28 protein-coding genes and 2 pseudogenes are annotated in these 26308 nt (G+C 69.8%); 8 read left to right on the top strand and 22 right to left on the bottom strand.

Annotated features, from left to right (window positions below; translation table 11 throughout):
- The first annotated feature begins 167 nt into the window (after positions 1-167).
- Positions 168-945, top strand: a pseudogene (locus ACFYML_RS35020) (transposase family protein).
- 49 nt (positions 946-994) lie between these two features.
- Here ACFYML_RS35020 and ACFYML_RS35015 read toward each other — a convergent pair.
- Together ACFYML_RS35015 and ACFYML_RS35010 are read right to left on the bottom strand one after the other, a co-directional pair.
- Entirely contained in the window at positions 995-1513 is a 519-nt protein-coding gene (locus ACFYML_RS35015) for a hypothetical protein (RefSeq protein ID WP_357447771.1), read from the bottom strand.
- 114 nt (positions 1514-1627) lie between these two features.
- Entirely contained in the window at positions 1628-1987 is a 360-nt protein-coding gene (locus ACFYML_RS35010) for a VOC family protein (protein ID WP_357447768.1), read from the bottom strand.
- A gap of 265 nt (positions 1988-2252) precedes the next feature.
- Between ACFYML_RS35010 and ACFYML_RS35005 the strand changes: the two genes are divergently transcribed.
- The gene (locus ACFYML_RS35005; protein WP_387424719.1) at positions 2253-2549 is read left to right on the top strand and encodes a hypothetical protein; all 297 of its coding nucleotides are present in this window, start codon (positions 2253-2255) and stop codon (positions 2547-2549) included.
- Between the two features lie 375 nt (positions 2550-2924).
- Here ACFYML_RS35005 and ACFYML_RS35000 read toward each other — a convergent pair whose 3' ends face one another.
- The 7 genes from ACFYML_RS35000 to ACFYML_RS34970 form a co-directional block, all read right to left on the bottom strand.
- On the bottom strand, positions 2925-3872 hold the full coding sequence (locus ACFYML_RS35000; RefSeq protein ID WP_387424718.1) for a hypothetical protein: 948 nt from the start codon (positions 3870-3872) through the stop codon (positions 2925-2927).
- A 142-nt stretch (positions 3873-4014) separates the two neighbouring features.
- Positions 4015-4347 (bottom strand): PadR family transcriptional regulator, encoded by a 333-nt coding sequence (locus ACFYML_RS34995; protein WP_387424723.1) that lies wholly within the window; start codon positions 4345-4347, stop codon positions 4015-4017.
- A gap of 379 nt (positions 4348-4726) precedes the next feature.
- Positions 4727-5035 (bottom strand): hypothetical protein, encoded by a 309-nt coding sequence (locus ACFYML_RS34990; protein WP_387424717.1) that lies wholly within the window; start codon positions 5033-5035, stop codon positions 4727-4729.
- A gap of 598 nt (positions 5036-5633) precedes the next feature.
- Positions 5634-6296, bottom strand: coding sequence for a Type 1 glutamine amidotransferase-like domain-containing protein (locus ACFYML_RS34985; protein WP_387424722.1), 663 nt, complete (start codon positions 6294-6296; stop codon positions 5634-5636).
- Positions 6297-6522: 226 nt separating this feature from the next.
- Positions 6523-6876 (bottom strand): hypothetical protein, encoded by a 354-nt coding sequence (locus ACFYML_RS34980; RefSeq protein WP_387424716.1) that lies wholly within the window; start codon positions 6874-6876, stop codon positions 6523-6525.
- Positions 6877-7072: 196 nt separating this feature from the next.
- Positions 7073-7459 carry a low affinity iron permease family protein gene (locus ACFYML_RS34975; protein WP_387424715.1) on the bottom strand — a complete coding sequence of 129 codons (387 nt, stop codon included), beginning with the start codon at positions 7457-7459 and terminating at the stop codon, positions 7073-7075.
- A gap of 139 nt (positions 7460-7598) precedes the next feature.
- Positions 7599-8045, bottom strand: coding sequence for a GNAT family N-acetyltransferase (locus ACFYML_RS34970; RefSeq protein WP_387424714.1), 447 nt, complete (start codon positions 8043-8045; stop codon positions 7599-7601).
- A gap of 297 nt (positions 8046-8342) precedes the next feature.
- Here ACFYML_RS34970 and ACFYML_RS34965 point away from each other — a divergent pair, with 297 nt between their 5' ends.
- The 3 genes from ACFYML_RS34965 (at position 8343) to ACFYML_RS34955 (ending at position 9820) form a co-directional block, all read left to right on the top strand.
- Complete coding sequence (locus tag ACFYML_RS34965) at positions 8343-8546, top strand: cold-shock protein (protein WP_357504154.1); 204 nt, start codon at positions 8343-8345, stop codon at positions 8544-8546.
- 77 nt (positions 8547-8623) lie between these two features.
- On the top strand, positions 8624-9379 hold the full coding sequence (locus tag ACFYML_RS34960; RefSeq protein ID WP_387424713.1) for a class I SAM-dependent methyltransferase: 756 nt from the start codon (positions 8624-8626) through the stop codon (positions 9377-9379).
- Positions 9380-9649: 270 nt separating this feature from the next.
- Complete coding sequence (locus tag ACFYML_RS34955) at positions 9650-9820, top strand: hypothetical protein (RefSeq protein ID WP_387424721.1); 171 nt, start codon at positions 9650-9652, stop codon at positions 9818-9820.
- 77 nt (positions 9821-9897) lie between these two features.
- On the opposite strand, the pseudogene ACFYML_RS34950 reads toward ACFYML_RS34955, so the two are convergent.
- The 11 genes and pseudogenes from ACFYML_RS34950 to ACFYML_RS34900 form a co-directional block, all read right to left on the bottom strand.
- Positions 9898-10017: pseudogene (locus tag ACFYML_RS34950) on the bottom strand (carboxymuconolactone decarboxylase family protein); the annotation flags it as partial.
- Between the two features lie 23 nt (positions 10018-10040).
- Positions 10041-10778, bottom strand: a complete 738-nt coding sequence (locus tag ACFYML_RS34945) for an FHA domain-containing protein (RefSeq protein WP_387424712.1) — start codon at positions 10776-10778, stop codon at positions 10041-10043.
- A gap of 13 nt (positions 10779-10791) precedes the next feature.
- A complete protein-coding gene (locus tag ACFYML_RS34940) occupies positions 10792-12084 on the bottom strand; it encodes a VWA domain-containing protein (protein ID WP_387424711.1) in 1293 nt (430 codons plus the stop codon).
- Complete coding sequence (locus ACFYML_RS34935; protein ID WP_387424710.1) at positions 12081-13115, bottom strand: PP2C family protein-serine/threonine phosphatase; 1035 nt, start codon at positions 13113-13115, stop codon at positions 12081-12083. Before ACFYML_RS34935 ends, ACFYML_RS34940 begins: the two co-directional genes overlap by 4 nt.
- A complete protein-coding gene (locus ACFYML_RS34930) occupies positions 13112-15406 on the bottom strand; it encodes a tetratricopeptide repeat protein (RefSeq protein WP_387424709.1) in 2295 nt (764 codons plus the stop codon). The genes ACFYML_RS34935 and ACFYML_RS34930 overlap by 4 nt, the downstream gene beginning before the upstream one ends.
- Entirely contained in the window at positions 15403-16635 is a 1233-nt protein-coding gene (locus ACFYML_RS34925) for a hypothetical protein (RefSeq protein ID WP_387424708.1), read from the bottom strand. Before ACFYML_RS34925 ends, ACFYML_RS34930 begins: the two co-directional genes overlap by 4 nt.
- Before the next feature lie 5 nt (positions 16636-16640).
- On the bottom strand, positions 16641-17627 hold the full coding sequence (locus ACFYML_RS34920; RefSeq protein WP_387424707.1) for a glutamate ABC transporter substrate-binding protein: 987 nt from the start codon (positions 17625-17627) through the stop codon (positions 16641-16643).
- The gene (locus ACFYML_RS34915; protein WP_387424706.1) at positions 17624-18970 is read right to left on the bottom strand and encodes a hypothetical protein; all 1347 of its coding nucleotides are present in this window, start codon (positions 18968-18970) and stop codon (positions 17624-17626) included. Before ACFYML_RS34915 ends, ACFYML_RS34920 begins: the two co-directional genes overlap by 4 nt.
- 306 nt (positions 18971-19276) lie before the next feature.
- Positions 19277-19408 carry a hypothetical protein gene (locus ACFYML_RS34910; protein ID WP_387424705.1) on the bottom strand — a complete coding sequence of 44 codons (132 nt, stop codon included), beginning with the start codon at positions 19406-19408 and terminating at the stop codon, positions 19277-19279.
- Between the two features lie 106 nt (positions 19409-19514).
- Positions 19515-20144, bottom strand: coding sequence for a hypothetical protein (locus ACFYML_RS34905; RefSeq protein WP_387424704.1), 630 nt, complete (start codon positions 20142-20144; stop codon positions 19515-19517).
- Between the two features lie 160 nt (positions 20145-20304).
- Positions 20305-21024, bottom strand: coding sequence for a hypothetical protein (locus ACFYML_RS34900; RefSeq protein WP_387424703.1), 720 nt, complete (start codon positions 21022-21024; stop codon positions 20305-20307).
- Between the two features lie 146 nt (positions 21025-21170).
- On the opposite strand from ACFYML_RS34900, the gene ACFYML_RS34895 reads away from it, so the two are divergent.
- On the top strand, positions 21171-21746 hold the full coding sequence (locus ACFYML_RS34895; RefSeq protein ID WP_387424702.1) for a flavoprotein: 576 nt from the start codon (positions 21171-21173) through the stop codon (positions 21744-21746).
- A gap of 60 nt (positions 21747-21806) precedes the next feature.
- Here ACFYML_RS34895 and ACFYML_RS34890 read toward each other — a convergent pair whose 3' ends face one another.
- Entirely contained in the window at positions 21807-22487 is a 681-nt protein-coding gene (locus tag ACFYML_RS34890) for a response regulator (protein ID WP_387424701.1), read from the bottom strand.
- The gene (locus ACFYML_RS34885; protein WP_387424700.1) at positions 22484-23719 is read right to left on the bottom strand and encodes a sensor histidine kinase; all 1236 of its coding nucleotides are present in this window, start codon (positions 23717-23719) and stop codon (positions 22484-22486) included. The genes ACFYML_RS34890 and ACFYML_RS34885 overlap by 4 nt, the downstream gene beginning before the upstream one ends.
- 163 nt (positions 23720-23882) lie before the next feature.
- Here ACFYML_RS34885 and ACFYML_RS34880 point away from each other — a divergent pair, with 163 nt between their 5' ends.
- A complete protein-coding gene (locus tag ACFYML_RS34880) occupies positions 23883-26057 on the top strand; it encodes an MMPL family transporter (protein WP_387424699.1) in 2175 nt (724 codons plus the stop codon).
- Positions 26054-26251, top strand: a complete 198-nt coding sequence (locus ACFYML_RS34875; protein WP_387424698.1) for a DUF5957 family protein — start codon at positions 26054-26056, stop codon at positions 26249-26251. The genes ACFYML_RS34880 and ACFYML_RS34875 overlap by 4 nt, the downstream gene beginning before the upstream one ends.
- Positions 26252-26308: the final 57 nt, after the last annotated feature.

The raw sequence follows: 26308 nt of genomic DNA, 5'->3' as shown, positions 1-26308 counted from the left end.
GCGCTGCTGCCCCCGCCGCGCCACCGCGATCGTGCAGGCCATCCTCGTCCTGCACCACGTCGAAGCGAACCGCTACGCAGGATGAAAATGGCTCATCGATAAGGAGGAGGCTCCAGGTAAGACAGCAGTCGACCAAACCCGATCCCCGACCGGGAGCCTCGCCTGTTCTGTCTTACCCGTCCACGATCACGTTGTCCAGCCGGACCCTGAACCACCTCGCCGACCGCATCCGCCGCTACCGTAAGCAGCATCGATCCCGCTGGCGGCGCCTCGGTGCGGGACGGCAGGCATTGCTTGCTCTCGCTCATCTGCGTAACGGCGACACCTACACCCGCCTCGCCGCCGGCTTCGAGGTCGGCGTGGCCACCGCCTGGCGGTACGTGCAGGAGGCGATCGCGCTGCTCGCGGCGGCCGCCGACGACCTGGCCACCGCGATGCAGCGGATCCGGCGGCTGGCGTACGCGATCCTGGACGGCACGCTGATCCCGATCGACCGCATTGCCGATCAGAAGCCGTACTACTCCGGCAAGCACAAGCGGCACGGCGTGAACGTGCAGGTCATCGCCGACGCGGCGGGCCGGCTGATATGGGCCTCGCCGGCATTGCCGGGCTCGGTGCACGACCTGACCGCGGCCCGCACCCACGGCATCATCGAAGCGCTGAGCGGCGCAGACGTAATGACCTTCGCGGACAAGGGCTACCAAGGTGCCCGCGGCAGCGTGCGGACCCCGTTCAAGCGGCGCCGTTATCGGCCGAAGCTGTCACGCCGGCAGAAGGCCGTGAACCGGGCGCACGCGAAAGTCCGCGCCCGCGGCGAACGGGCGATCGCCATCCTCAAGACTTGGAAGATCCTGGCCAAGCTACGCTGCTGCCCACGCCGCGCCACCGCGATCGTGCAAGCCATCCTTGTACCACCACGTCGAAGCCAACCGCTACCCAGGATGAAAAAGGGCTCATTTGTCGACGTGGTCTTGCCTCACCTCTGCCGCGCCAGTCACGCAGGTCTTCCGCGCCGGATGACTGCGACGCCGGTCGCTTCAGCGCACGGCCACAGGTCCAGGTGGTAGTCGAAGTGCGGACCCGGTTCGATCGAATACGCCAGTGTCGGCGCTGCGGGCGCGCCCGACGGCAGGTGCGAGACTCGGATCCGGTACTGCCCGGCCGGGATCTCGACACGGTGCTGCGGCCCGGGTAGCTCCGTGCATCCGAAGACGTGTACGACGCCGCTCGGCACGGTGAGATCCGCCTCCACGACGTGCTCGGCATCAGCCAGCAACGGCGGGCGGGCGTGATGCACCTGCAGGGCCGTCTCGACGTGGTCGCTACGGGCCGTGCCGATCGCGATCGAGCATGGGCCATCCAGGCCGATGCGCCATACCTCGACCGCCTCGTCCGACCACGCCTCCGGCCAGTCGTAGTCCTCGTCTTCCTCGGCCGCGACCTGCCCATCGACATCCTGGACGTAAAACTGGGCATGATCGGCGAAAACGACAGCACGGCGTACCTGATTCACCGCCGAAGCCTATTCGGACGAGGCACGCTGTCGCCCACCGCACCACCGCGATCGTGCGGGCCACCCTGGTTCTGCGCCGCGTCAGAGCCGAGCGCCGTGCAGGATGAAAATGGCTCAGTCGTCGGCTTCGAGGGCAAAGGTATTGCCGTCTGGGTCCTGGAACCACGCGATACGTCCACCGCCGGCCCGAGCGGTGATGCCCTTGGCATCGTGTTCGAACTGGTCATAGCGGATGAACTCGACGCCGGACGAGACGAGTTCGTCAACGATCTGGTCGATGTCGTCGACGTACCATGTCGCCAGTGTCGCCGGGGTCTTTCCGGCAGTGACCGCCTGGTACACATTCAGTGCTGGCGCGCCACCCGAACCATAAACGCGGCTGCCGTCGGCGATGTTGGCGCTGGGGCCGGACTGCAGCGCCTGGAGGCCCAGTTTGCCTTCATAGAACGCGACCGCCCGCTGTATGTCGGACACGGCGATTGACGTTCTGACGTGATACGCGCTCAACGGCATGAACCACTGTCCCACACGCGAGCGGGTGGGCCGGGCTGGCCAAGGCGCTTCTCGAAGGCCCTGTCGAGTCCGTGGGGCCATCCGCACTTCGGCGTTCCGAACATCGACCGGCACGGCAGGCAGACCACAAGGCGTGACGGCGCCGGCAGGGGCAGCGCGCACGGAAGGCGGCGGATCAGTGCACTGCTGGATACGTCCTGGGGATCGAAGTCCGACCCGAGTACGCGTGCCGGTCCATCCGCCCGCCGAGGGTGTTGCGCAGGACTGGCCCGGTGGTGCGGTGGTCGACGGCCCGATCGATGGATCGGGCCACCGCGGTTGGCAGCGGGACGAGCACGATCTTGCCGACTTTGCCGCGCACGCGCAGTACCCGGTGGCCGTGCTCCTCGCCCAGGTCGGCGATGCTGGCCCGCAGGCTTCGAAGATCCGCAGGCCGAGCAGGCCCAGAAGGGCGACCAGGGCGAAGTCGTTCGGGTTGGTCGACAGCCGGGCGGTGGTGATCAGTGCCTCGAACTGCAGGTGACCCAGCCCGAGGGTCGGCGACTCGGCCGGCACCGTGGGCCGGCGGACGTAGTCAGCCGGCGAGTGGTCCAGGATGGCGTCGATGACACAGACCCGATAGAACCCGACCACGACGGACAGGCGCCGCGAGACCGTCGAGGGCTGGTACGGCGTACGTCCTGCAGCCAGCGCACGTACCGCTCGATGTCCACCCGTGCCGCAGCCAGCGGGTCGAGGTCCTGGTCGGTGCACCAGCGCAGGAAGACTCGCAGGTCAGACTCGGTATGAACGCGAGTCTGGCCACGGTAGCGGCCCAGGTAGCGGTCTGACGCTCACGTAATTCCGTGAGCGACGACAATTGGCGAGTGGGTGTGCCTGCGGCTGGCCGCGGCTTCGCTCAGCCGGCCAGCCTCCGCCGAAGCCTGTGGCCAGGCACTGCGGTGATCAGCAGCCCGCCGACGATGGCAGCCGCGCCGAGGTAGGCCAGCGGCCGGAAGAGCATGAACGTATACCCAAGCCAGGCCGGTTCTGCCGGGTGATGCGGGGCAAAGTAGCTGGCGACCAGCGTCAGGGCGCTCAGCGCGGTAGCGGGGAAGAGGGCGAGCAGTCCCACGCCGGCTACGACCACCGTGAGGGCCCGCCGCGTCGAAGTGCCTTCCTGAACCCGCCTGAACACCCACGCCGCCATCAACCAACCGGCGACAGCGCCGGCGAGTAGCCCAGCCGTGGTCAATGGGAGGACGTCGGCGGGCGTAGTACGGCTGACGGCTACTTGCAACCCATAGTGGGACTCATCGAGGTAGCCCTCGGAGAAGACATCAACCAGCCACCCATCCCGATAGACCGCTGACTCCGGGCAGCAACCGGACAGATCCATTCCGGCTGGCCGCCAACCGGCCGCCCGCATCCGTTGCTCCGCCCCGTCAACCAACTGCCGCACCGGCCCGTCGCTGGGGTAGGTGAACTGGAAGAAGACCTTCCCCGCCCGGTACTCGTCGGTTCCGCCTATCAGGTACACCCACCGCGGATCGGTGTACTCGGGGTTGTTGTCGAAGATGAAGTCCCACCGTTGCGGCTCCGCCGATCTCCCCGGCGGTAACGCCGGCTCGACCATCCGCAGCGCGTCGGCGTTGCTCGGCAAGGGCTGCGCGGTCTGCCAGCCCAGATAGCCGCCGAGCGCGCCGAGGGCCACGGCCGCGACCGTGGCAGCGCAGATCGCACCGACTATTCCGGCCGCTCCCCACACCCGGAATCGGAACCGGAGACCACCCGTTAGCAGGTCGACGACCTCGGCGCGGGTCGGCCAGGTGCGGTCGAATGGAGCGGCGTCCAGCAGTGTCGTCACGATCTCGGCGCCGCGTCGGCGTCGGTAGGACCGCGGGTAGGTCAGCAGCAGCCGCCGGTAGCGGCGGGTGAGCCTCGCCCGGGCGCTTGGTTCTGGCATCTGGACTCCTTGCCCGATACGTGAGCACTACTGATCAGAGGGATCAGCACGGAAGCAGCCCGGGCCGCGATGTCCACCCGGCGAGACGCTTGACGGCGACCTCTGCATTGCTGCGCAGCCGGGCAGCCTCCTGCCGCAGCGCGGCACCGCCCTGTTCGGTGAGCCGGTAGTAGCGCCGCACCCGACCATCGACCGCCTCCTCGCGGTCGATCGCGATCAGCCCCTCGGCGGTCAAACGGTCCAACGCCGCGTACAGCGTGCCGGCGCTCAGCTTCACCCGCCCCTCGGACAGGACCGCCACCTGGCGCATCACGCCGTACCCGTGCAACGGCGGACCGGCCAACGCGGCGAGGGTCAAGAAGGTGGGTTCCCGCATGGTCACACCGGCAATATACAGATGATCGATACAACCGACCAGACCTGGCCAGCCACAGCAACCGACACCGCGGGGGCGGTCGACCACGGAAAACGATCGAACGCACTAAATTCGGCACATCCGGAAGTCGGCGACGGGCGCCGACGGCACTTGGGTGACGAGCGCTTCCCGGCAGCTCCGGATACGCAAGGCTTGCTGCTCGGCGAACCTCTACAGCAGGTCCAGCAGCGTTTGTATCCGTGCGGCCAAGACCAGATCGCCTTGCCCAACTGGCGGCGGTCGGTCGCCCACTAACCATCGTGGATTTTGTGTTGACTCTAACCGTCAGGGAGGCATTGGCCTGCGCGTCGCGACGCCTCGTTGGCGAAGGCCCTTGCAATCAGCGGTTCCGACAACGCCTTGCTGCTTCGGGGCTGCGGTGCTTGACGGCGCATTTGCCGTGCCGGTACACCGGTGCGGGCGCGGCCGACCGCGTCGTCGAACCGCTGCGAAGTGCGGTCGTGAGGGGCCGCTCGACCGCGTGGTACTTCAACGCGCTGACGGGGTTGGCGATCTGCGAAGCGGCGTAGGTGGCCCTGCGCACGCTCTTCGGCACTTCAGCCTTGCGGACCGCCCGCTTCGCCGAACGAACCGGATGGAGAGCGCGCCGGACTCCGCGCGGAATGAAGAGACGGGACAGGAAGCCCATGCGGCAACGCTAGCGTTCGTCGACACACCGCGCGGTCGGCCATACGTATGGTCCGGTGAGGTCAGAACGGGCGGAAGTCCTTGAAAGACGACCGGCCCCGACCTCGGGCCCCGCTGTTGACTAGCACCCGGCTCGGTCCTCCGCCTGCCCTTGCCAGCGAGGTTCGCGCGGCGCAGGTCCAAGGAATCATTCAGGTGATCGTGGCGGCGGCGACGGCGGGCCCAAAGGGCTGTGGGTAATGCCAAGACAGCATGCCCTGCGGCTGCGGAGAAGGCTACGAGCAAGAGGACCGCTGCGGCTTCCGCCGGGCGGCCAGGCTCGTCGGTTCGCTGGCCTCGGTGGGCGGTCACGCCGACCCGACGGCGATGTCAAACGCGACCTCACGAGGCTGATCGTTCAGTCATGATCACCTGCACGCACGTCGGCTATGACCGGACGCAGCACCTCCGCGAGGGCATGTCGCGGAGGGGCGCGCTCGGTCGGCGGCAGGTCCGGATGGCCGCAGCGCACCCGACCTGCGACATGGGCGGGCGCTCTCGGCAGTGCTGCAAGTCGACGGGATCACGTCCAACGACGCGACGTCACGGATGCTGGGCGGCTATGACCCGAACTTCTTCCATTGCCCTTCGGAGACCACCTCGACGGAGCCGTCGACGACCTTGATGGCCGTCTGTTCGTCGATGGCGTAGGCCGGGACACCGATTTCGGCGGCCCACCGCTCTGCGTCGGCCAGGGTGTTTGTTGGGAAAGCGTCCAGGTGCGGGAAGATCGAGAAGTCGACGACTCCCAGGGTGCGGTCGTCCGGCGCGGACGGCCACTCGACGAAGTACGTTCCGATCCGGGGCGTCATCACCATGCTTCCGGCGCTCACTCCCACCCAGACCGTGTCGGGCAGCGATGGCAGCAGATCGGCCAGCCCCGACTCCCGCATCCAGTGGCACAGGTACGTCGCGTCGCCGCCGTCGACCAGGAGCACGTCGGCCTCCCGCACCCACGGGATCCATCGCTCCGCGCCGATGGTGGGCAGTGCGGTGAGCTCAAGGACACCGAGCGACGCCCAACCCAGGCCGGACAGGTACTGAAACACGGGCTCGGCGGCTACGAAGCCCCGCACCGATTTCGGACCGCACATCGGGTGACCCCACTGTGCGGTCGGGACGCAGAGGGCGTGGCACTCGGCGATCGGCTTGTCGAGGAGCTGCACGAGCGCCGAGTGGATGCTGGGGTTCGTGACGCCGCCTGACGTAAGCAAAAGCTTCAAGGTGCCTCCAAATTCACGCGCGGAAGGTGGATGTGCCTGAAGACCCGGGACCGTGCTGGAACTCATCGGACGCCGGGCAACCTCTTCAGAGGTCCCTCAGGTCGCCGGGTGCGATTGCCCACTAATCTTCCACCCGGTCCTACCCCGCACAACACGTGCACCCGACTGACGCACGCAGGATGCGCATGTCGCGGCGACCGCTCATCGACAAAGCCGCGAGCGCTGGCTATGCCCCGGAGGCCATTACGCGGCCAGGATGTGGTTGGGTTTGCGGGTCTCGCCAAGGTCGGTCGAGGAACTCGACGTCGGCATCCAGCTGGTGCAGTGGGCTCAGGTCGGTCAGGTGGAACAGGCCGGCCACGCTGAGGCGGCGAAGATGTGGGAACCTACGCAGGAACCGCAGCGCGGACAATTCGGCATCAAAGCCATACGCGCGTGGGGTGACGGACGGATGCTCCGCCAGAATCGCGGCGAGCGTACGGTAGTCCGCCTCGGAGAGCGGCACCTGCAACTGAGCCCCTCGCACCCGTGTCGAGCCCGGCCGGAGCCGCAGCACGTCGATCGGACTCAATGCCTCCATCAGGCCACCCAGAGCCACTGATCTTCCCGGCTGGGGTCGTCGCCCTCCAACTCGTAGCGGCGACGACCTGCTACCCGATCGCCAGGCCATGCGCTAAGCGGCCATGAGCGGATGCCAAGATCGTGAATCCAAGTTGTCGTGGCTGTTCGAGTGCAAGACCGGCGGGATGCGCATTTAGCCGTTTCGGCCGACGGGTTCAGGAGCTCTCGCGATCCTCCAGCCCGACCGCGTCGCGTAGCTCGGTTACCGCGTCGTGCAGTCCCCGGCGATCGTGGATCTCGGCGGTATGGGTCATCAGTACCGCGACCGCCTCGGCCAAGGCGTTGAGCTTGTCCTGGGTCGACTGGTCGTTGCGGGTCTGGGTGTTCTGCAGGAGTGCCACCAGCAGGAAGGTGACGATGGTGGTCGCGGTGTTGATGATGAGCTGCCAGGTGTCGACGTTCTGGATCACCAGGATCGACGGCGCCCAGATCAGCACCAGCAGCAGACAGGCGGCGAAGAACCAGGCCCGTGAGACGAACCGCGCAGCGTGGGTGGCGAATTTGTCGAAGAACGACAGCTGGGACGTGACATCGCTGGGCATGTGGGGCGCCCGCCGCTGATGGGCCGCGACAGGTTGGCTGGTACTCATGTGCCTACTGGTACCCGAGCATGGGCCGCCGCGAAACGGTGCCTGTAAGTAATGAGCGCGCACCTGCCGTCCGGCTTCGGTGGCTGTTCCGTCAGGGCAGATCCCGGGCCAGGACGTAGTTGAAGCCGAACTCTGTCTCGGTGGAGCGGACGTCGATGTAGCCGAGCCGGCGGTAGAAGCCATGCGCTGTGATGCTCGCGCCGGTTTCCATGTGGTCGTAGCCGTCGATCACGGCCAGCGCCTCGATGTGGCGCATGAGGAGCCGTCCTATGCCGCGACCAGCGGCCCGGGGGTGCACGAACATGGTGTAGACCTTGTTGCCGTCGCGGGACACCGTGCCGGCGATCCCGTTCGCTTCGGCGACGAACATCTGCCGTTGCGTGGCGAGTTCCTTGATGCGTTGTTCGGTGAAGTGGTCGCACATCCGCTCGATGACCTCGCTCGGATAGTCGCGACTGTTGACCTCACGCAGGCAGCGTTCGATGAGGCCCGCGACGGCGAGGGCATCTGCGTTGTCGAACCGTCTTATCGTCGCCATCGATCCATCTTGCCTGCATCAAGCGCCAAGACGCCGGGGCGAAGTACCGGAGGGGGCGTTCTCTTCCGGCACACGGGTTTGGTAGCTGGCGCGGTCAGTGCTGACGGCCAAGACACCGCGGGCGGCGCGCCCGTGCTAGCGTGAGCGTGTTGCAAGCTTTGGTTTGTCGCATACTTTGCCAGCGCCTGGTGGGTATCCAACCCGCCGGGCGCTTTTTGTTCTGCCGGTTCTTCCGGACGAGCAGTGGCGACCACCGGGGGCCGTACATGGCTCCATCAGCTACTCAAAGGAGAAGACATGGCATTCGGTACAGTCAAGTGGTTCAACGCGGACAAGGGTTTCGGCTTCATCACGCAGGATGACGGCGGCGCTGACGTCTTCGCCCACTTCTCCGCCATCTCATCGAGCGGATTCCGCAGCCTGGACGAGAATCAGCGGGTCGAGTTCGACGTCGAGCAGGGCCAGAAGGGGCTTCAGGCCGCTAACATCCGTCCGGTCTGACGTTGACTCCGCGAAGCCGTGGCGGCGAGGCCTCGCCCGTCGCCACGGCGGCGGCTGAGACCACGGACCGGCGAATAGTGGTCCGTTCCGACGCCGCGGTGCCCGGCCTCGAACCGCTGGTGTTGTACGCGCTGTCCGCCCCCGAGCGCACGCCCGGGACAGTCAGCATCGATCGGCTCCGGCTGGCCCCGGTGCCGCTGGTGCCAGAGGTGCGACTGGTCATGGCCGAGGACGCGATCGTCCTCTGGGCCCGGCTCGAAGCCGAGGCGGGGCACGTCCTCCCGCCGCCGTTCTGGGCCTCGGCCTGGACCGGCGGACAGGCTCTCGCCCGTTACATCCTCGATCACCCGGACACGGTGGCCGGTCTCCATGTCCTCGACGTCGCCTCCGGCTCCGGACTGGTCGCCATCGCCGCGGCGATGGCGGGCGCCGCCGGTGTCACCGCCAACGACATTGACCCGTACTCGATCGCGGCAATCAGTGCCAACGCCCACGCCAACGGCGTCGACCTGACCCTGTCGTCGAGTGACCTGCTTGACGGCGACGGTGACGGCGTGGATGTGGTGTTGACCGGTGACGCGCTCTACCACCCGTCTGTGGCGGCCCGGATGCTGCCGTTCCTCGCCCGTGTCGCGGCGAAGGGCTCTCGGGTCCTCGTCGGCGATCCGGACCGAGGCCACGTGCCCCATGACTGGCTCGAGCGGGTGGCGACCTACAAGGTACCAGTGAGCAGCGCTCCGGAAGACGCGCAGCTTCACCTGACGAGCGTGCTCAAGCCACGACGCGAGCAGGTGGACGACCGGTGGGGCCGGGCCATGCAACTGCGGGCGTGAGGCGCCGGGCAACTCTCCTAGCCCGGGGTGCGGAAGGTGTTGCGGCAGGCCCGTGGGTATGTTGTGGCTGGACGCCCCGAAGACCGATCGTGGCGATCGGGTTTCGCGCCGCCGGCCCTCTACAGCCGACGAAATAGGCGCACCGCACTGACCGTTCAGCATGTCTCCAGCCGGTGCCGCTCAGCAACGCGTCCGGCCGACGGCTCGCTCTGGGCGGACGAGTCCGACAGCATCCAGATTCATTGTGCGCGAAGGGAGCCGATACAGCCGATGAAGATCGATAAGAGCAAGGTCCTTGAGGCCCTGCGCGAGCGCGGCCAACACAGCCGGGCCGATTGGGTCGACCGGGAGCTGCCGGACCGCATCGACACCACCAAGCACTCAGGCATACTCGCGACCCTCGATCTCAACCCGGCCGATTTCGCCGATCCGCCGTCGTGACGGCGCTGGCCTCGACACCTCTGCACGGACGACGGCCCCTGGCGGGTGAAGCAGCCGCCGCCGTGCAGCCGCGCGTCCGTCTCACCGGCCTTCTTCGCCGCCGAGACGCTGGCGAAGATCCACGGCGCACAGCCGTTGATCTGACTGGCGCCCAGGTGGACCAGCGACAGCAGGCGCCGGTCCAGGGTGCGACACAACTAACACAGGTCTCAAGATCAGGTTAGGCGGGGCGGATGGACAGACAGGTCCAAGCGCCGACGAAGACGCGGTCACCGGCGGCGATCGGCACCGGGGTCTCGGCCGGGACGGGCGCCGAGTGCGGGTCGTTGAGGTACGTGCCGTTGGATGAGCCGAGGTCGACCACCGCCCAACCGTCGGGCTGCAGGACGAGGAGCGCGTGGGTGTGTGAGACGCCTGGGTCCTCCGGTGGGCCGCTGAGGTCGATGTCGGGGTGTATGCCCCGGGACCGGCTGGACCGTCCGATCAGTAGCTGCTGGCCCACCAACGGGAATCGGCGCTCGGCGGCGAATCGAGGAAAGGTCAGCCCGTCGGCGTCCTCGCCACCCATGCCGAGGACCGCGTCGAAGTAGCCGCGGTCGGTGCCCACCACGACGACCAGCGCCGCCGACGTGGCCGAGGATGGCGGTCCGGCAGCCGTCTCACGGCCCGCCGCGGGGACGGCGACACCAGTGGTCGAGGTGGACGGACTCGCCGCGGTCACCGGCGGGGCGAGCAGGAAGTCGTAGCCGTCCTCCTCACAGAAGCGGCCAGTGCGGGGCGTATTGCAGACCGGGCACGGCGTACCGGCGACGGGATCCGCGGGCGGGGCGGCCGGCGCCACGGCCGGCGGGGCTACGGCGGCCGGCGGAGCCGGCGTCGAGGTGCCGGGCATCGGGGCACCGCACTGGTCGCAGTAGTCGGCGGTCGTCGATTCGTGCCCTTTGGGGCAGGTGGCCATCGTGTCGCTCCCGTCAGGCCTGGGGCTTCTTCACCCGGATGGTCTTCACCGACCGCACGTTGGTCAGCTCGGCGTCCACTCCGGCCACCTGCTTCTTGAGTCGGACCGTGCCAGTCGGCGCGTCGACCACGTCCACCACCCGGGCCAGCAGCTTGGCGGTATCGACGTGGCCGGACTCGGTGGCCAACTGGACCGCCCGGCCGAGCTTTGCGGTGGCGGTCTCTACGTCGCCGGCGTCCCGGGCCTTCAGCCCGTCCTGAATCGCGGCGGCCAGCTCGGCCTGGCCGGTGTAGTGCGCCACCTGCCGGTTGATGCGGGTGGAAAGCTCCTCGTCGTCAGTCCACCGGGCCAGCACGAGTCGCTCGGTGAGCACCTGAGCGGCGCTGACCAGGCTGACCCGGGCGGCGAGCAGCTCCTCCCCCACCGGTTGTGGCTCCAGTTCGACCGAGATGTGATAGTCCCGGCTCTCGGCGCCCCAGGCGCCGGTCGGATAGTCGCCGATGCGGGCGCTGACCTCGGTGCGCCGGCCAGTGAGGTCCTCGACCTGCGGGAAGACCTGTTTGACGAAGCGGATCCTGGCGCCCGTCGGACTCCACACCCGCAGCGACACGTCAGCGACCGATTTGCCCATCGCGGACGCGGTCATCGCCTGGAATGCCGCCGGCAGGTCGGCCGGATCCTCCAACCCGTCTGCGGTGCCGAGCAGGGTGGACGCTACCTTCCGCAGCTCGTCGGCGACCCAGTCGGCGCCGACGCCTCGGCTGTCGCAGATGAACCGGCCCTCGCAGGCGTCCAGCACCCGCTGCAGGTCCTCCGGCCGCTCATGCTGGTTCTGCCCGTCTGTGAGCAGGATGGCGTGCTTCACTTCGGCCGGCTGGCCGGCGAACAGGTGATTGGCGAGGTTGAGCCAGGCGCCGATGGCGGTTCCGCCTTCGGCTCGCAGCCCGGCCACCGCCGACTTGGCCTGCGCCCGGGTTTGTGGGGAGGCGGGCACCATCCCCGGCTGCGGCGGGTAGACCATCCAGGCTTGCGCCGAGCCGGCGACGACCGCGAAGGGCACGCCGTCGCGGAGGGTGTCGATGGCGACCGCGGTGGCCCGCTTCGCCTGCTGGATCTTCGAGGGGGGTGCGGTCATCGAACCGGAGGTGTCGATCATGATCACTTGCGCCGCGGTCACCGGTCCGGCGGTGCCCCGCAGGTCCGCGCCGGAGGCCGTGACGGTGACGATCGCGTCGACGATCCGTCGTCCCATCGGTAGGTATTCGTTCTGGTCGACCTCGGCGACGAACTCGGGTTGCCCGCTCATGCCGGTGTTCCTCCTGTCTCGGTTACCGGAAACGGCAGTATGGCGACCGCCACGTTGTCGTGGCCGCCGCCCTCCAGTGCCAGCCTGGTCAGACCTTGCGCCACTGCCAGGGGTGTCGGCGGCAGGCCGGACACCGCCGCGGCCAGGTCGTTCGCGCCCGGCAGATAGTGGTGCAGGCCGTCGGAGCAGACCACGACCTGGCCGGGGCCGGTCGGGCGCAGGGTGATGACCTGGGCGTCCTCGTCGTCGCCGTCCACACCAAGCCAGCGGATCAGGGCCGGGGACCGGGGATCCTCCTCGGCCAGCGCCGCTGGCACCGGCCGGCCAGCGGCCACGCGGGCCCGCAACGAGTCGTCGAGGGTCAACAGCGCCTCGTTCGGCCCGAGCCAGTAAGCCCGGCTGTCGCCGATCCAGCTCACCGTCACCGCGTCCCTGGTGACGATCGCGGAGACGTACGTGCAGCTGGGCGGGGTGTCGCGATCCTCGGGTCCGGCGGCGTCCCGGGCCGCGGCGGCGGCTGCCCGGGCGCCTCGTCGGCCGGCCTCGGCCGGGTCCGCGCCGCCGTGCAGGGCGTCCAGCAGCTCTACGATGGCCGATTCCACTGCGGCGGTGGCGGCGGTGTCGGCGCGGGTCGAGGTGGAGATGCCGTCGCAGACCACTGCGACGGTGGCGCCGGCGGCTCGTCCGATCGCCACCGCGTCCTCGTTGCGTGTTCGGCGGGCCCGGTCCGTCACTGCCGCAAGGTCGCCGAGGTCGAGCTCGGCGTGGTCGCGGCCGAGCGAGCGTCGGCGGCCGCACGAGTCGCAGTATCCGCCGCCTGGCACCTGGGCGCCGCACCCGCCGCAGTTGCCCTCGGTCGCCCGGGAGGACAACCATGGTACGACCGGGGCGGTGCCGGATCTCGGGGCTGGCAGCGGGGCTGCGGTAGCCGTCGCCTCTTCGCGGGTGCGCAGGTTGCGCCCGCATACCTCACAGAAGCGGTCGCCCGGATCGCCGGCCGGGCCGTGCTCGGGGCAAGACGGGGCCGTCATGTCAGTGTCCTCGGCCGGACGGTGTTGGCTCGGTCGACCAGTGCGATACGGGTAGGCGGGTCGGCGGCGAGCTGCGCCAGGGTGCGGTAGGCGCGTTCGAGGCCCAGCCTCAGCCCCTTTTCGTGCGGTCCGTGTCCGAGGACCCGGGCGTCCGGCGGCAGGGTATGCCCGGCGGTGACCCAGGCGACGGCCGCCTCGAGCATTTCCACTGTCAACCGGGCCTGCCGCTCGACGTCCAACCCGAGCCGCTGCAGCCGGTCGGAGGCGGCCAGCAGTTCGCCGGCGCCGGCGGGCAACCCCTCGGCCGGTAGGTTGGCCCGGACCGCGGCCACTTGGGCGGCGATGTGGTGGCTGGAGTTCTCCGGCACCTGGTCGAGGACGCGCAACGCGGGGACTCGGCTGCCCTTGACAAGCTGGAGCCGGGCCAGCGCGAAGGCGGCGCTGATGAAGCCGTGGTCGCACCGCCAGACCCGGTCGTACAGCCGCTCGGCGAGTTCTGGGTCCCCGGTGCTCTCCACTGCGGCGGCCAGCGCCAGCCGGGCGGCCGGCTCGCCGGGCAGTTGGTCGTAGACGGCGTCGAAGGCCACCCGGGCGTCTCCGGGCCGATTGGCGGCCAGCGCGGCGAGGCCGCGGTACCAGTCGATCCGCCAGTCGAACGGGTCGTCGGCGTAGAGCCGGTCGAGGTCTGCGGCAGCGCCGGCCAGGTCGCCGCCGTCGATCCGGGCCCGCACGATGCGCAGCGCCACCTCGACGCTGCGCACCGGGGCGTTGCGCAACTGCGCGATCAGCTCACCTGGGGCGGTCGCCGTCAGCGTGGTGAGGAAGCCGGTGCTCGGGTCGAGGATGTCCACCTGCGGCAGCGGCAACGCCGCGGCGACCTCCGCCGGGTCGAGCCGCCGGGCGATGGCGGCCACGCCCACCTCGCCAGCACCGGTGCCGAACGCCCGCCGTTCCGGGGTGAACTGCCGGGACACCGCCGGCCGGGGCACGCCGTCGGCGGCCGACAGCGTCTCCCGCAGCACCCCGAGGAGCTGTTCGCTCATGTCGGTCGCCGACTGGAAGCGCCGGTCCGGATCGAGGTGGGTGGCCCGGCGCAGGAGCCGGTCGTACGACTCCTCGCGGCCCAGCAAGGGCACCTCTGAGCGGTCCGGCAGCCGGTCGGCGTAGGTGCTGGCGAAGCCGCGGAAGTCGAAGCTCAGCACCGCGAGGGTCCGGCCGACGGTGTAGAGGTCGGCCGCCACCGACGGCCCCACCTCGGCGACCTCCGGCGCCTGGTAGCCGGGTGTGCCGTAGACCGCGCTCACCTCGTCGTCGACGTGCCGGACCGCACCGAGGTCGATCAGTTTGAGCTGTTCCTCGGCGTGGATGACGTTGTCCGGCTTGAAGTCGCAGAACAGCAGGTTGCGGTCATGCAGATAGCCCAGGGCGGGCAGGATCTCGACGCCGTAGGCGATCACCTCGGGCAGCGGCAGTGCGCGCTCGCCGGTGGCCGCTCGGCGGCTGACCAGCATGTCCCGCAGCGACTGGCCGCCGACGTACTCCATGACGATGTAGCCGACCGGCACGCCGGTCTTCGGGTCGGGATGCTGCACGAAATCGTGGATCTTGACGATGCTCGGATGGTCGATCTCCACCAGATAGCGCCGCTCGGTCACCGCGGCGGCCATCGCGTCCGGGTCACTGGTGTTGATCAGCCCCTTGAGGACCACCCAACGGTCGCTGACGGTGTCGCTGACGTTCTTGTCCCGAGCCAGATAGATCCACCCCAGCCCGCCGTAGGCGAGCGCGCCGAGCACCTCGTACCGGTCGTCGACCACGTCGCCACGGCCGAGGCGCGGCAGGAAGGAGAACGGGGTGCCGCAGTGGGGGCAGAAGCCTTCGGCGCGGCCCGGGGCGCCGTCTCGTCCCCGGCCGACCGGCTTGTCGCACGCGACGCAGTACCGGCGGGATTCGGCCACCGTCGGCTCGGCCATCACCGCGCTGGCCGGGTCGCGCAGCGGGACCCGGGGCAGCTCGATCAGACCGGCGCCGAGGCCACCGCGGGTGGTCCCACGGCTGCGGCTGGAGCCCCGCGAACCGGTGCGCACCGAACCGCCGCGCGTGCTCACCGGGGTCGAGGCGACGGAGGCGAGTGGCACCGGTGCCGCGCCCGACCCGGACCCCGGCGGCCCGGCACCGGGGGTCGGCTGCGTCGGCAGGACCCCGGCCGGGGCCTTGCGCCCGCACTCGTCGCAGTAGCCCTCCGGCCCGTAGCTGCCGGTGCAGTCGGGTCGTACGCACCGCTGGCTCATGTCGTCCCCCGCTCGCTGAGGTCGTTGAGATACCGCTGATACGCGGACAGGGCCCGGGTCGCCGCGGGCAGATCGCACGGGCTGGAGTAGAGAAGGTCCTCGGCGGCACGGTGCCGGCGGGACAGCTCGGTGTGCTCGGCGAAGCCGAGCCGGGCCGCCTTGGCCCGGTAGGCGGCGAGGCGGCCGCGCAGCTCGGCGCGCCGCTCCAGAAGACCGTCCGCGGCATCCCGCAGCCCGGCGGCCCGCTCGACCGCCGCCGCCGCGGCCCGCTCCGCCGCCGCCAGCTCATCGGCCAGTCGGCTCCACCGCCGCTCCCGGTGAAGTTGGCCGAGCTGCGCCAGCTGGGCCCGAAGCGCGGGGGTGGCATCCGGAACTGCGGGCAGCCCGGTGTTGGCGATCTTCTCCTCGGTGGCAGCGCAGGCCCGGGCCGCCGCCTCCTCGCCGGCCTCGACCTCAACAATCGTGGCGCGCAGCCGCTCCGCCCGTCGCGGATAGCCGTCGCGCAGACCGACCAACGCGTCGACCTCGCCGGCCACCGTCGCGGTCTCTGCGGCCAGCTCACGCAGCCGGGTATCCAGCGCGGTGGCGGCGGAGCCACCGCCCGGCGCCACCGCCAGCGGATCGCCGGACGCCTCTCGATACGCGTCCGCGAGCCGCTCGCCGAGCCGATCCAGGGCGGCGGTGGGCACCCCGTCCGGCCCGAGCGCGTCGACGGCCGCCCGCAGCCGGGTCAACGCCTCGCTGGGCGGCCCGAACCGGACGGCCAGCACCGAGGCGGCCTCATCCAGGACGGACAACCGGTCGATGGCATCGATGCTGCCGGTTTCCAGCTGACGGGCGAGCTCCATCAGCGGCAGCCGGACGGCCCCCGGCGGCGCATCGTCGAGAACCATTCCGTCCGCGCCGACCGGGACCACCGGGGCACGCAGCAACCAGGTGAGCTTGGCCAACTCCTCGTCACCGGGCCGGGATTGTTGCGCCCGCAGGGTCCGGAGCTGGTCCAGGAGCGCCCCGAGTGCGGTGAACCGGGACCAGAGCGCGTCAAGCTGGGCGGCCAGGTCGGCGGCGTACCGCTCGGTCCGTCCGGTCAGGCCGGGCAGCCGGGCCGTCGCAAGGCCCGGGTGATTGTCCAGGGCGTACATGGCCGCGGAGATCCGGTCGTGGGCTGCGCCCAGCGCGACGATGGCCACGTCGACCTCGTCACGGCTCAGCGGAACCGGTGCGGTCACGCCGGTCAGTCCCGGTATCGGGCGGTCGGCGGTTGTGGAGCCGGACCGAGCGCGGCGAGCCACCGGGTGTAGAGCCGGGTCCAGGTGCCGTCCGCCCGCAACTGGGCCAGGACCCCGTTGACGAATCTGACCAGGTCAGTGGCGTCCCGGTTGATGCCGATCCCGTACGGCTCGTCGCTGAACCGTGGCCCAACCACGACGGTGTTGGGGTCCTGCGCGGCCAGCCCGGCCAGAATGCTGTCGTCGGTGGAGACGGCGGCGACCTGGTTCTGCTGGAGCATCACCAAACAGTCGGTCCAGTCCGGCACTCCGACGGGCAGTGGCTTGGCCGGTGCGGCAGCGACATTGCGGATGGACGTGCTGCCGATCGCCGAGCAGACCTTCTGGCCACCCAGGTCGGCGACGCTACGCACCGGCGACCCGCGGCGCACCAGGATCCGCTGGCCGGCGGTGAAGTATTCGGTGGAGAAGTTGACCTTCTGCCACCGTTCGCAGTTCATGGTCATGGTCTGTACGACGATGTCGACCGTCCCGTCCTGCAGGGACGGGATCCGCGACGCCGAGTTCGTTGCCCTGAACTGAATCTTGGATGGATCGCCGAAGATGGCCCGGGCCACCTCGCGGGCCACGTCCACGTCGAAGCCGGTCAGCTCTCCGGTGAGCGGGTCACGGAACCCGAACCGGTAGCTGTTCTGGTCGACACCGACGATCAGCCGGCCCCGCTGGAGAATCCGAGCCATGGTCGAGCCGGCCGGCATCTGGCCGGGGCGGGCCTGGGTGGCCGCTGGGCGGAGACTGGCCCGCGGATCGCAGGAGGCGGGGCCGGCGTTGGCCCCGTCCGGGATGTCCGCCGGGTCCTGCACCCCGACCGGGCGGACCGGCGTGACGGCGGACGCGCCGGCCGGCAGGCGCCCGCCGCCACCGCCGCAACCGGCCAAGCCGAGGGTCACCGCCAGCGCCACGGCCACGGACATCAGTCGAGAGACGTTCATCGGTACTCCGCGATTCGTCGCTGGATGCCCGCCGCAGCGCCGATCACCATCAGTCCGGCCAGGACCACAACCCCGACGTCCATTCCGGAAAGCCCGCGACGGGCAGACCGGGATTCGGCCTCGAACCGGTCGCTGTTGCGGGTGATCGCGCTGGCGAGCATGCCGTCCAACTCGTTGAAGATGCTTGCCGTCGCGCCGGGATCGCTGCCCACCGCGGCGGTCACCGCCTCGGTGTAACGGCCACCGTCGTCGAGCTGCCGCAGCTTCTGGTGTGCGGCGAGCCAGTCCCGGGCCTGTCCCGCGGCCCTGTCGGCCGCTGCCCGCGTCGGCTCGTCGGCGGCCCGCTCGGCGACGTCGCGCAGCAGTCCGCCGTGGCCGTCCGGACCGATCAGCCGGGCCATCACCGCGGTGTAATCCTTGTCGAAGTCGCCGCCAGCGCCGCGGGCGACCAGGGTCAGCGATTCGTCGGCCCGGGCCTGCAACGCCGCGACCCGGGCCTGGACGAGCCGGTCCACCTGCGCCGAGCCGTCCCGGTCGCTGGCGTCCAGCCGGGCACCGATGACGACCGCCGACACGCCGAGCCAGCCAACCAGCACCACCGCGGCCGCGGTCGCCCCCACCAGACCGATGTTGAACACCCGGTTGGTCCGCCTGGTCAGCCACATCTGCGTCCGCACCAGACCGCCTATGGCCACCAGCCCGAGCAGCACGGCGATCCAGGGGAACCCGGCGCCGCCGCCGCGCGCCCGGTCCAGCTCCGCGGTGACCGACCGGTAGAGCTGCTGGGCGGCCGGCAGCATCCGCTGCCGCATCAGCCCCGACGCCTCCCGCAGATACGCCGCGCCGACTGGCAGCCCCTGCCGATTGTAGGCACGCGCCGTCTCGATCAACCCGGTGTACACCGGGAGTTCGGCGGCGATCACCCCTACGGCGCCATCCCTGGCGCCATCTCCAGACCGCCCGGCCGCGATCACCGACAACGCCGCCGCCGCCGCGGCCACATCGCTCTGGTAGCGGTCCCGCTGCGCCACCGGCTCGACACCGCCGGAAAGGAAGGCGCTCGCCGCTGTGGCATCCGCGTCGGACAGGGCCCGGTAGAGGTCCTGCGCGGCCACTACCAGCGCGCCGCTGCGAGACGTCACGCCGTCGATCAGGTCGACCCGCTGCCGTACCCCGGCGAACCCCACCAACCCAACGACGAACCCCAGGGCGACCAGGCCGGTAAGCACGGCGGCCAGCCGGCGCGGCGTGTCCCGGAGGCCACCGACGATCCAGCCCCGCAGACCGACCGACCCGGTAGGCCGCACATCGGTCACCGGCGGAGGGACGAGCGTCGCCGTCACCGGCACCACCCTCTTCAGCATTCGCCTTGGGCAAGTCGTCAACGGAATTGCTGGCCGTCAACGTACTCGCCGGACGCAAGTTGCGGCGTCCCGGCGACAGGATGGACGGGTGGCCAGCCGGGTCACGGACGCACCTGCCACCTAAAAGCGGCAGCCCTCTCGCCCCAAATCGGTAGGTGTACTCGCCGACCTGACGGTCTTCATCGGCGACGCCTTCGATCAGGGTCTCCGGGGCGCGTTGCGCGGGGACAACGGCCCCGCCCTCGAGCCGTTGCGCCGGCGGCGAGGGCGGGGCCGTGCCCGGGGTCAGGGCTTGATGAGGACCTTGAGGCTTTTGCGGTCGTCCATGTCCTGGTAGCCGGCGGGCACACCGTCAAGGTCGGTGGTGGCGTCGAACACCTTGCCGGGCTCGATGGTGCCGTCGAGGATGTCGGGCATCAGTTCCTCGATGTATGCGCGCACGTGGGCTGGGCCCAGACCGCCGACACCCCTCCCGTCCGCGTCCCGTGACCGGCGGGGCTTATGATTGACAGACTTCAATGTGCTACGGTTCAATTACGGTCATGAAGAAGCTTTTCCGATTGACCGTCGCAGCCGTCATCTGCCTCACCCCCCTCGCCGCCATCCAGTCGCCAGCAAACGCGAAATCCGCCTCGGATATGGGCATAGACGGCGGCTGCAGCAGCTTTCCCCCTACTCCCTGCGGTGAGCTGCAGAATGATACCAGCATCAGTATCCGAGTGTCGCTGAACTGGACGTGTCCGGGGGGCACGGCCCCGCTGGGATCTTCCTGCCCGAAGGACATCAGAACCGTCAGTCCAGGTGGGCACATAGGCGGAGGGAGTGTCGACGTCGATGCCTTCGAGGTTCCGTATCCTTGCTGGTTCTCCGGCGACATCGATGGGGTGCCTTTCACTCGAAGCTCCGGCTGGTACAAATTCTCCAGCGATGAGACCGTGACAGTCGACTGGACAGAGTGCAGTGGAGTCCTGCGCAAGTAAAAACGGGTGACACTTAACAGGCGTCGGCGATCAACTGCCGCCGGCGCCTGTTGATTGTCACGGCCCTTGTCCTTCTCTCCGTCGAGGGTGAGCCGATCGCGGCGTAGAACGGCCGGTTCGGCGAGGACGCCCACCACGCCTGATTCGCCAACGTTCGCCCATGCCATGGCCACGCTACGCAACCTCACGATCGCCCTGCTCTGGCTTGCCGGAAACTCCGGGATCAAGCAGGTCATGGAACGTCACCACGCCGACAAGGTGCTCATCCCCGCCCTACTCAACGCATCCCGGCCGGGATCAACCGACTCTGCTTCAGCTGTGGCAGCCAGGGCGTCAACCTATGGGAGATCCGACCAGCAGGCCATGAAAGATCCACACGGGTTTGGGCTGGCCATTCAGGACATCGCGTTCCAACAAATTCGCCGTTGTGTACATTGATGCGGCAGCGGTTGGCACCGCGAGCACCAGCGTCAGTATGGCCAATGATGCCAGGACTCCGGTCCGGAGTCGGCGATGCGAAATCCGCGTCGACCTCCACGCGACCGCCGCGCCGAGTGCCGCGCCGAGCACCCAACCCAGCAAGGTCAACCATTGCACTCTCGCGGGCTCGTGTCGCCAGAACCACAGTTGCAGCGATGATGCCAGCTCCCATTCGGACACCAGGGTGCCACGGCTGGCGACGAAGGACTGGCCTCGCCCGTCCGTGGCGGTTATCTCGGTGACCTCCCAACCGTTGGCAGTGAGACGGCCTCGCGCCTGCTGAAATTCTTCGGCGGTGATCCCGTTGAGCCCCGATGTGGTCACCAACTGCGCCGGCATGTTTTCACCGGACGGGCTCATGTCGGTCGGCAGAACGAAGTCGTGGTAGTCGTCGTGCCAGCCAAGCTCTGGCACTGACACCCCGGGCAGCACTGCCCGGACGATTTCCATGGCCTCAGGGACGGATGTCGTCGGTGTCTGGGTACGCCACGCCGCGAGGTTTCCAAGCGCTCCGCCAACACCTCCCACGGTCACTGCCGTCAATACGACTAGGACTTTCTGCCACAGACGCATGAGGGCATGCTAGTACGGCATCTCAGGTCGCCATATAGATGTTGCCGGCCAGCGGTGCAGCACATTGCTTCCGACCTGGCAGCCCTCGCCCGCGGGCACGTCCGCACCGCCGTCCTCGACTTCGCCCAGCACGCCGGGATCCATGTATGACTCGCGGCCATCTGCAAATCGTCGTCTGCGCTGCCGGGCCCGCCGCAGACGTAACCCATCTGATCGCCGCCGCGAAGAAACAGTCGTGGACAGCAGCGGTCACCGCCACCCCCAGCGCCCTCGACTTCATCGATGCCGGAGCGATAGAGCGGCTGACCGGACACCCGGTCCGATCCACCTACCGGTCGTCCCCCAACACCCGCCGTTCCCTCCCCGCCGCGGACGCACTCATCATCGCCCCCGCCACCTACAACTCGGCCAACAAGATCGCCCTCGGCATCGCCGACAACTATGCGATGACCACAGTGGCCGAGCTGATCGGCCGGCAAGTGCCTACAGTGGTCGTCCCGTTCGTCAACGCCGCCCTGGCCACCCGCGCACCCTTCCAACGCGCCGTGGCCAGTCTCCGCGATGAGCGGGTACGGGTCTTCCTCGGGCCCGACGACGGATGGGAGCCGCACCCGCCCGGCAGCGGCAACAGCCGCCAGCGGGCTTTCCCGTGGACGGCGGCGTTCGAAGCAGCGACTCGAATGGCCGGCGACGTGCCTGCCAACAGCACCGATCGGAGCTGACCCATCTCGCGACGGCCCGAGTGCCTGACGGATGGCCGACAGTGCGGCGGTCGGCGGGCGTCAGCGGCCGGGGGCCCGCTCCCCCGGCCGGACCAGACCCGTCTCGTACGCGAGCACCACTGCCTGCACCCGGTCCCGCAGCCAGAGCTTGGCCAGGATGCGCTTGACATGCGTCTTCACCGTCGACTCCTCCACGACAAGGGTGCCAGCGATCTCGGCGTTGGACAGGCCCCGGCCGATCAGCTCCAGCACGTCCCGCTCCCGCGGGGTCAGCACGAGCAACCGCCGCCCGGCGGCCGGATCCAGCGGCCCGCCCTCCCGGGCCACCCGATCGACCACCATCCGGGTGACCGACGGCGACAGCAGCGAGTCACCCTCGGCGACAGTGTGGATGGCCGCGATCAGCTGCTCCGGCTGGATGCGCTTGAGCACGAAGCCCGACGCCCCGGCGCGCAACGCGCCAAACACGTAGTCGTCGTCGGAGAAGGTCGTGAGGATGAGCACCCGAGGTGCCGGCTCCGCCGACACGATTTCCGCGGTGGCGGCCACCCCGTCCAGCACCGGCATGCGGATGTCCATGAGCACCACGTTCGGGTGCAGTGTCCGGCACAGCGCGACTGCCCGGCGGCCGTCGCCCGCCTCACCCACCACCTCGATCGATTCGTCCACCGACAGCACCGCGCGCAATCCGGCGCGCATCAGGTCGTCGTCGTCGACCAACAACACCCGCCGCTGCTTCACCCCTGGCCTCCGTACGGCAACACGGCCCGCAGCCGGAACACCTCGCCCTCGATGCCGGTTTCCAGTGTGCCGCCCAGCACGGCGGCCCGCTCCCGCATACCGACGATGCCGTGCCCGGCACGGGCCCCGACTGCGGTATCGGCAGGAGTGCCGGACCTGCCCGACGCGGGGACTCGGCCGGTGGCGGCCGCGTCGCGGCCGCCGCGCCACGCCGTGACCGGATTCGTCACCTCGATCTCGACTCGGCCCGGTGGCTGGCGCACCCGCACCGTCGCGCTGCCCGTGCCGTGCCGCGTGGCGTTGGTCAGCGCCTCCTGCAGGATCCGGTACGCCGCCCAGGCCACCCCGGTCGGCACGTCCCGCGCGGTGCCGATCAGCTCGGTCTCCAGACGCAGCCCAACCGCCCGGTGCCGGTCCAGCAACTCCTCCAGGGTGCCCGGGGTGGCCGGTTCCAGTGGAGCGTCCGCCCCTTCCTCGCGCAGCACGTGGACCAGCCGGTCGATATCGCCCATGGTGGCCCGGGCCACCTCCTCGATGGTGGCGATCGCCCGCTTCGACCGGTCCGGATCGCGCTCGTGCAGCAGCCGGGCCGCGCCGGCCTGAACGAGGATCACGTTGATCGCGTGGCCCGCCGAGTCGTGCAGCTCCCGGGCGATTCGGGTGCGTTCCTCGGCGACGGCGAGCCGGCGCTCGCGCTCGGCGTCCCGGGCCGTGCGGGCCGCCCGCTCCTCCAGTTCGACCAGTCGTTCCCGACGGATCCGGCTCAGATCGCCGAGCAACCAGGTGCCCGCGAAGGCGACGGCCCAGAACAGCGTGCCCGAGACCAGTCCGTCGCTCCAGCCCTCGCCGGCCACGTTCGGGCTGGCAGCGACCGGCACGAATGCCGCGGCCGAGGCCCGGGCGCCCCACCGACGCATCGGCGAAGGGTCACCGCCGTAAGCGGCGGCGAGCGTGTACACCGCCACCGCGCAGCCGATCGGAAAGTCCAGCGGGAACCGCAGCGCCAGCAGCGCCGCCGAGGACGCCGCGACCGCGAGGTAGCAGGCGAACGGCAGGCGCCGGCGCAGCGCCAGCGGAAACGCGGCCCCCATGGCCAGGAGCACACCCCGCCCGTCCAGCGGCACCGCCTCCGGCGATGGCGTGCCGAACCCGTGCAACGCGAGCAACACGATCGTCGCGGCGAACGCCAGCAGGGCCGCGCCCGCGTCGATCAGGGCGGCACGACGGGTCACGGGTCCGAGGGTAGCCCGCGGGCGCAGGCCCCCGAGTCACCCGTCGGAGGCATCCCGGCTACCTCCCTGGGGGGACGTCGGGTTCGCCCGGCGGAAGGTTTCGGCACGGTGGTCTCCGTTCGTAGCGTCGGTCCCGCTCTGTCACGCGTACGAGGAGATCGGGATGCACGACAATCCACGAACACCCCCGGCGGGTAGCCGGTTCGCCCGGCTCGCCGGCTGGTCGTACCGGCACCGCTGGCTGGCCCTGCTGGTCTGGGTCGTCGCGGTGGTGGGGGTAAGCGCCGCGGCGCAGGCGGCAGGCAGCGCCTACCGCAATGACTTCTCGCTACCCGGCACCGAGTCGCAGCGGGCGCTGGACACCCTCCGGGCCGAGGCGCCGGCGGCCGCGGGCAGCACCGTGCAGATCGTGCTCGCCGCCGAGGACGGGCTACGGACGCCAGCGGTTCAGCAACGGGTGACCGCAATGCTCGCCGAGGTCCAGGACCTGCGCCACGTCGCGGCGGTGGACGACCCGTACCGCAATCCGGGAGCGCTGTCGGCTGATGGCACCATCGGGTACGCAACGGTGACGCTGGACGTGCAGGCGACGGAGATGCCCGCCGAGGACACCCGGACGCTGGTCGACACCGCGCAGCGGGCCGACGGTGACGGGCTCCGGGTCGAGCTGGGCGGCGAGACGGTCCAGGGCGTCGAGGAGGCCGGGGGCGGCCCGGCCGAGGGCATCGGCATGCTGGCCGCGCTCGTCATCCTGGTGTTCCTGTTCGGCTCGGTGCTGGCGGCCAGCCTGCCGCTGGTCATCGCGATCTTCGCGGTCGGCACGGCGATTGGGCTGGCCATGCTCGCCTCGCACGTGGCCACGGTCGCCGAGTTCACCACGCCACTGATGATCCTGGTCGGGCTGGGTGTCGGCATCGACTACGCGCTGCTGCTGTTCTCCCGGTTCCGGACCGAGATCCTCGCCGGGTTCGATCGGCCCGAGGCGACTCGGCGGGCGGTCGACACCGCCGGACGTACCGTGCTGTTCGCCGGCCTGACCGTGATCGTCGCCCTGCTCGGTCTGGTGGTACTCGGCCTCGGCTCGTTGCAGGGCGTGGCGGTCGCCGTAGGGCTCACCGTGCTTGCCACCATGCTCGCGGCGCTGACCCTGCTGCCGGCTCTGCTCGGGCTGCTCGGAGGCCGGATCGAGCGGTCCATCCGGAAGCGGGCGGTGAAGGCACGGCCCGACGGTCACGGCTGGGCCCGGTGGACCGCCGGCATCCAGCGGCACCCATGGGCGGCAACGCTGGTCGCCACCGTAGCGCTGCTGGCGTTGAGCGCACCGTTGCTGGGCATGCGGCTGGGCATCGCCGACGCTGGCAACAACACCGAGGCCAGGACCAGCCGGCAGGCGTACGACCTGCTGGCCGACGGCTTCGGTCCCGGCTTCAACGGCCCGCTGATCCTGGTGATCGAGGGTGACCGGACCGCCGCCGAGGCCACACGTCGTGCGGTGACGGGGACCGAGGGGGTCGCCGAGGTGCCACCGCCGGTGCCCGCCGGCGACGGGTTGTCCCTGCTGATCGTCGCGCCCGAGACGAAACCGCAGGACGCGCGCACCCAGGAACTGGTGGATCGGCTGCGGACGGACGTGCTGCCCCCCGTCGAGCGGGATACCGGGGCAGACATCCTGGTGGGCGGGCCGACCGCCGCCACAGTGGATTTCGCCACGGCGGTCGCCGACCGGCTGCCACTGTTCGTGCTGGTCGTCGTCGGCCTGTCGGCGTTGCTGTTGCTGCTGGTGTTCCGCTCATTGCTGATCCCGGTCAAGGCCGCGGTGCTGAACCTGCTCAGCGTTGGCGCCTCCCTCGGCGTGGTGACCCTGGTGTTCCAGCACGGTTGGCTCGGCGGGATCCTCGGGGTGCAGCCCGGACCGATCGAGGCGTTCGTCCCGATCATGATCTTCGCGATCGCCTTCGGCCTCTCGATGGACTACGAGGTCTTCCTGCTGGCCCGGATGCACGAGCACTGGGAGCGGCACCGCGATGCCCCGGCCGCGATCCGCGAAGGCATGGCGACCACCGGCCGGATCGTCACCGCCGCGGCGGCGATCATGGTCGTCGTCTTCGGGTCGTTCCTGCTCGACCCTGGCCGGATGCTCAAGCAGTTCGGACTCGGGCTGGCCGTCGCGGTCCTGGTGGACGCGCTGATCATCCGTTGCCTCATCCTGCCCGCGGTGATGCATCTGTTCGGCACGCGGGCCTGGTGGTTGCCGGCCCCGCTGGCCCGCCTGCTGCCCCGGGTCGCGCTGGAAAAGGCCTCAGAACCGGTGCCGGCGCCGGTAGGTGGTCCGCGATGAAGATCCTGGTCTGGGTGCTGCTCGGCGCCGCCGCAGGGTTGATCTTCGGCGTCCTGCTCTCCGAGTTCATCGCGGTTGCGGGCATGCTGGTGGCCAGGGAACCGGTCGGGGTGAAGTTCCTCCCCCTGTACCTGGCCGTCGCGTTCGCCGCCATCGCCGCGCTCGTGGCCACTGTGCGAGGTCGCGGCCGGTGACGAATCGTTGATTCCTGGTGCCGCCATGGCGGCACCAGGAATCCACTCGCGCCGTCG

It is taken from the genome of Micromonospora sp. NPDC007230 (assembly GCF_042869115.1).
Classification (GTDB): Bacteria; Actinomycetota; Actinomycetes; order Mycobacteriales; family Micromonosporaceae; genus Micromonospora.
This window is presented reverse-complemented; position numbering and strand designations above follow the sequence as displayed.

Bases quoted from the DNA above. Each gene is read 5' to 3' on its own strand.
- ACFYML_RS34995 (WP_387424723.1), bottom strand. From the start codon at position 4,347: ATGCGGGAACCCACCTTCTTGACCCTCGCCGCGTTGGCCGGTCCGCCG.
- ACFYML_RS34990 (WP_387424717.1), bottom strand. From the start codon at position 5,035: ATGGGCTTCCTGTCCCGTCTCTTCATTCCGCGCGGAGTCCGGCGCGCT.
- ACFYML_RS34980 (WP_387424716.1), bottom strand. From the start codon at position 6,876: ATGGAGGCATTGAGTCCGATCGACGTGCTGCGGCTCCGGCCGGGCTCG.
- ACFYML_RS34975 (WP_387424715.1), bottom strand. From the start codon at position 7,459: ATGCCCAGCGATGTCACGTCCCAGCTGTCGTTCTTCGACAAATTCGCC.
- ACFYML_RS34970 (WP_387424714.1), bottom strand. From the start codon at position 8,045: ATGGCGACGATAAGACGGTTCGACAACGCAGATGCCCTCGCCGTCGCG.
- ACFYML_RS34965 (WP_357504154.1), top strand. From the start codon at position 8,343: ATGGCATTCGGTACAGTCAAGTGGTTCAACGCGGACAAGGGTTTCGGC.
- ACFYML_RS34955 (WP_387424721.1), top strand. From the start codon at position 9,650: ATGAAGATCGATAAGAGCAAGGTCCTTGAGGCCCTGCGCGAGCGCGGC.
- ACFYML_RS34945 (WP_387424712.1), bottom strand. From the start codon at position 10,778: ATGGCCACCTGCCCCAAAGGGCACGAATCGACGACCGCCGACTACTGC.
- ACFYML_RS34940 (WP_387424711.1), bottom strand. From the start codon at position 12,084: ATGAGCGGGCAACCCGAGTTCGTCGCCGAGGTCGACCAGAACGAATAC.
- ACFYML_RS34935 (WP_387424710.1), bottom strand. From the start codon at position 13,115: ATGACGGCCCCGTCTTGCCCCGAGCACGGCCCGGCCGGCGATCCGGGC.
- ACFYML_RS34930 (WP_387424709.1), bottom strand. From the start codon at position 15,406: ATGAGCCAGCGGTGCGTACGACCCGACTGCACCGGCAGCTACGGGCCG.
- ACFYML_RS34920 (WP_387424707.1), bottom strand. From the start codon at position 17,627: ATGAACGTCTCTCGACTGATGTCCGTGGCCGTGGCGCTGGCGGTGACC.
- ACFYML_RS34910 (WP_387424705.1), bottom strand. From the start codon at position 19,408: ATGCCCGACATCCTCGACGGCACCATCGAGCCCGGCAAGGTGTTCGAC.
- ACFYML_RS34900 (WP_387424703.1), bottom strand. From the start codon at position 21,024: ATGCGTCTGTGGCAGAAAGTCCTAGTCGTATTGACGGCAGTGACCGTG.
- ACFYML_RS34895 (WP_387424702.1), top strand. From the start codon at position 21,171: ATGACTCGCGGCCATCTGCAAATCGTCGTCTGCGCTGCCGGGCCCGCC.
- ACFYML_RS34880 (WP_387424699.1), top strand. From the start codon at position 23,883: ATGCACGACAATCCACGAACACCCCCGGCGGGTAGCCGGTTCGCCCGG.
- ACFYML_RS34875 (WP_387424698.1), top strand. From the start codon at position 26,054: ATGAAGATCCTGGTCTGGGTGCTGCTCGGCGCCGCCGCAGGGTTGATC.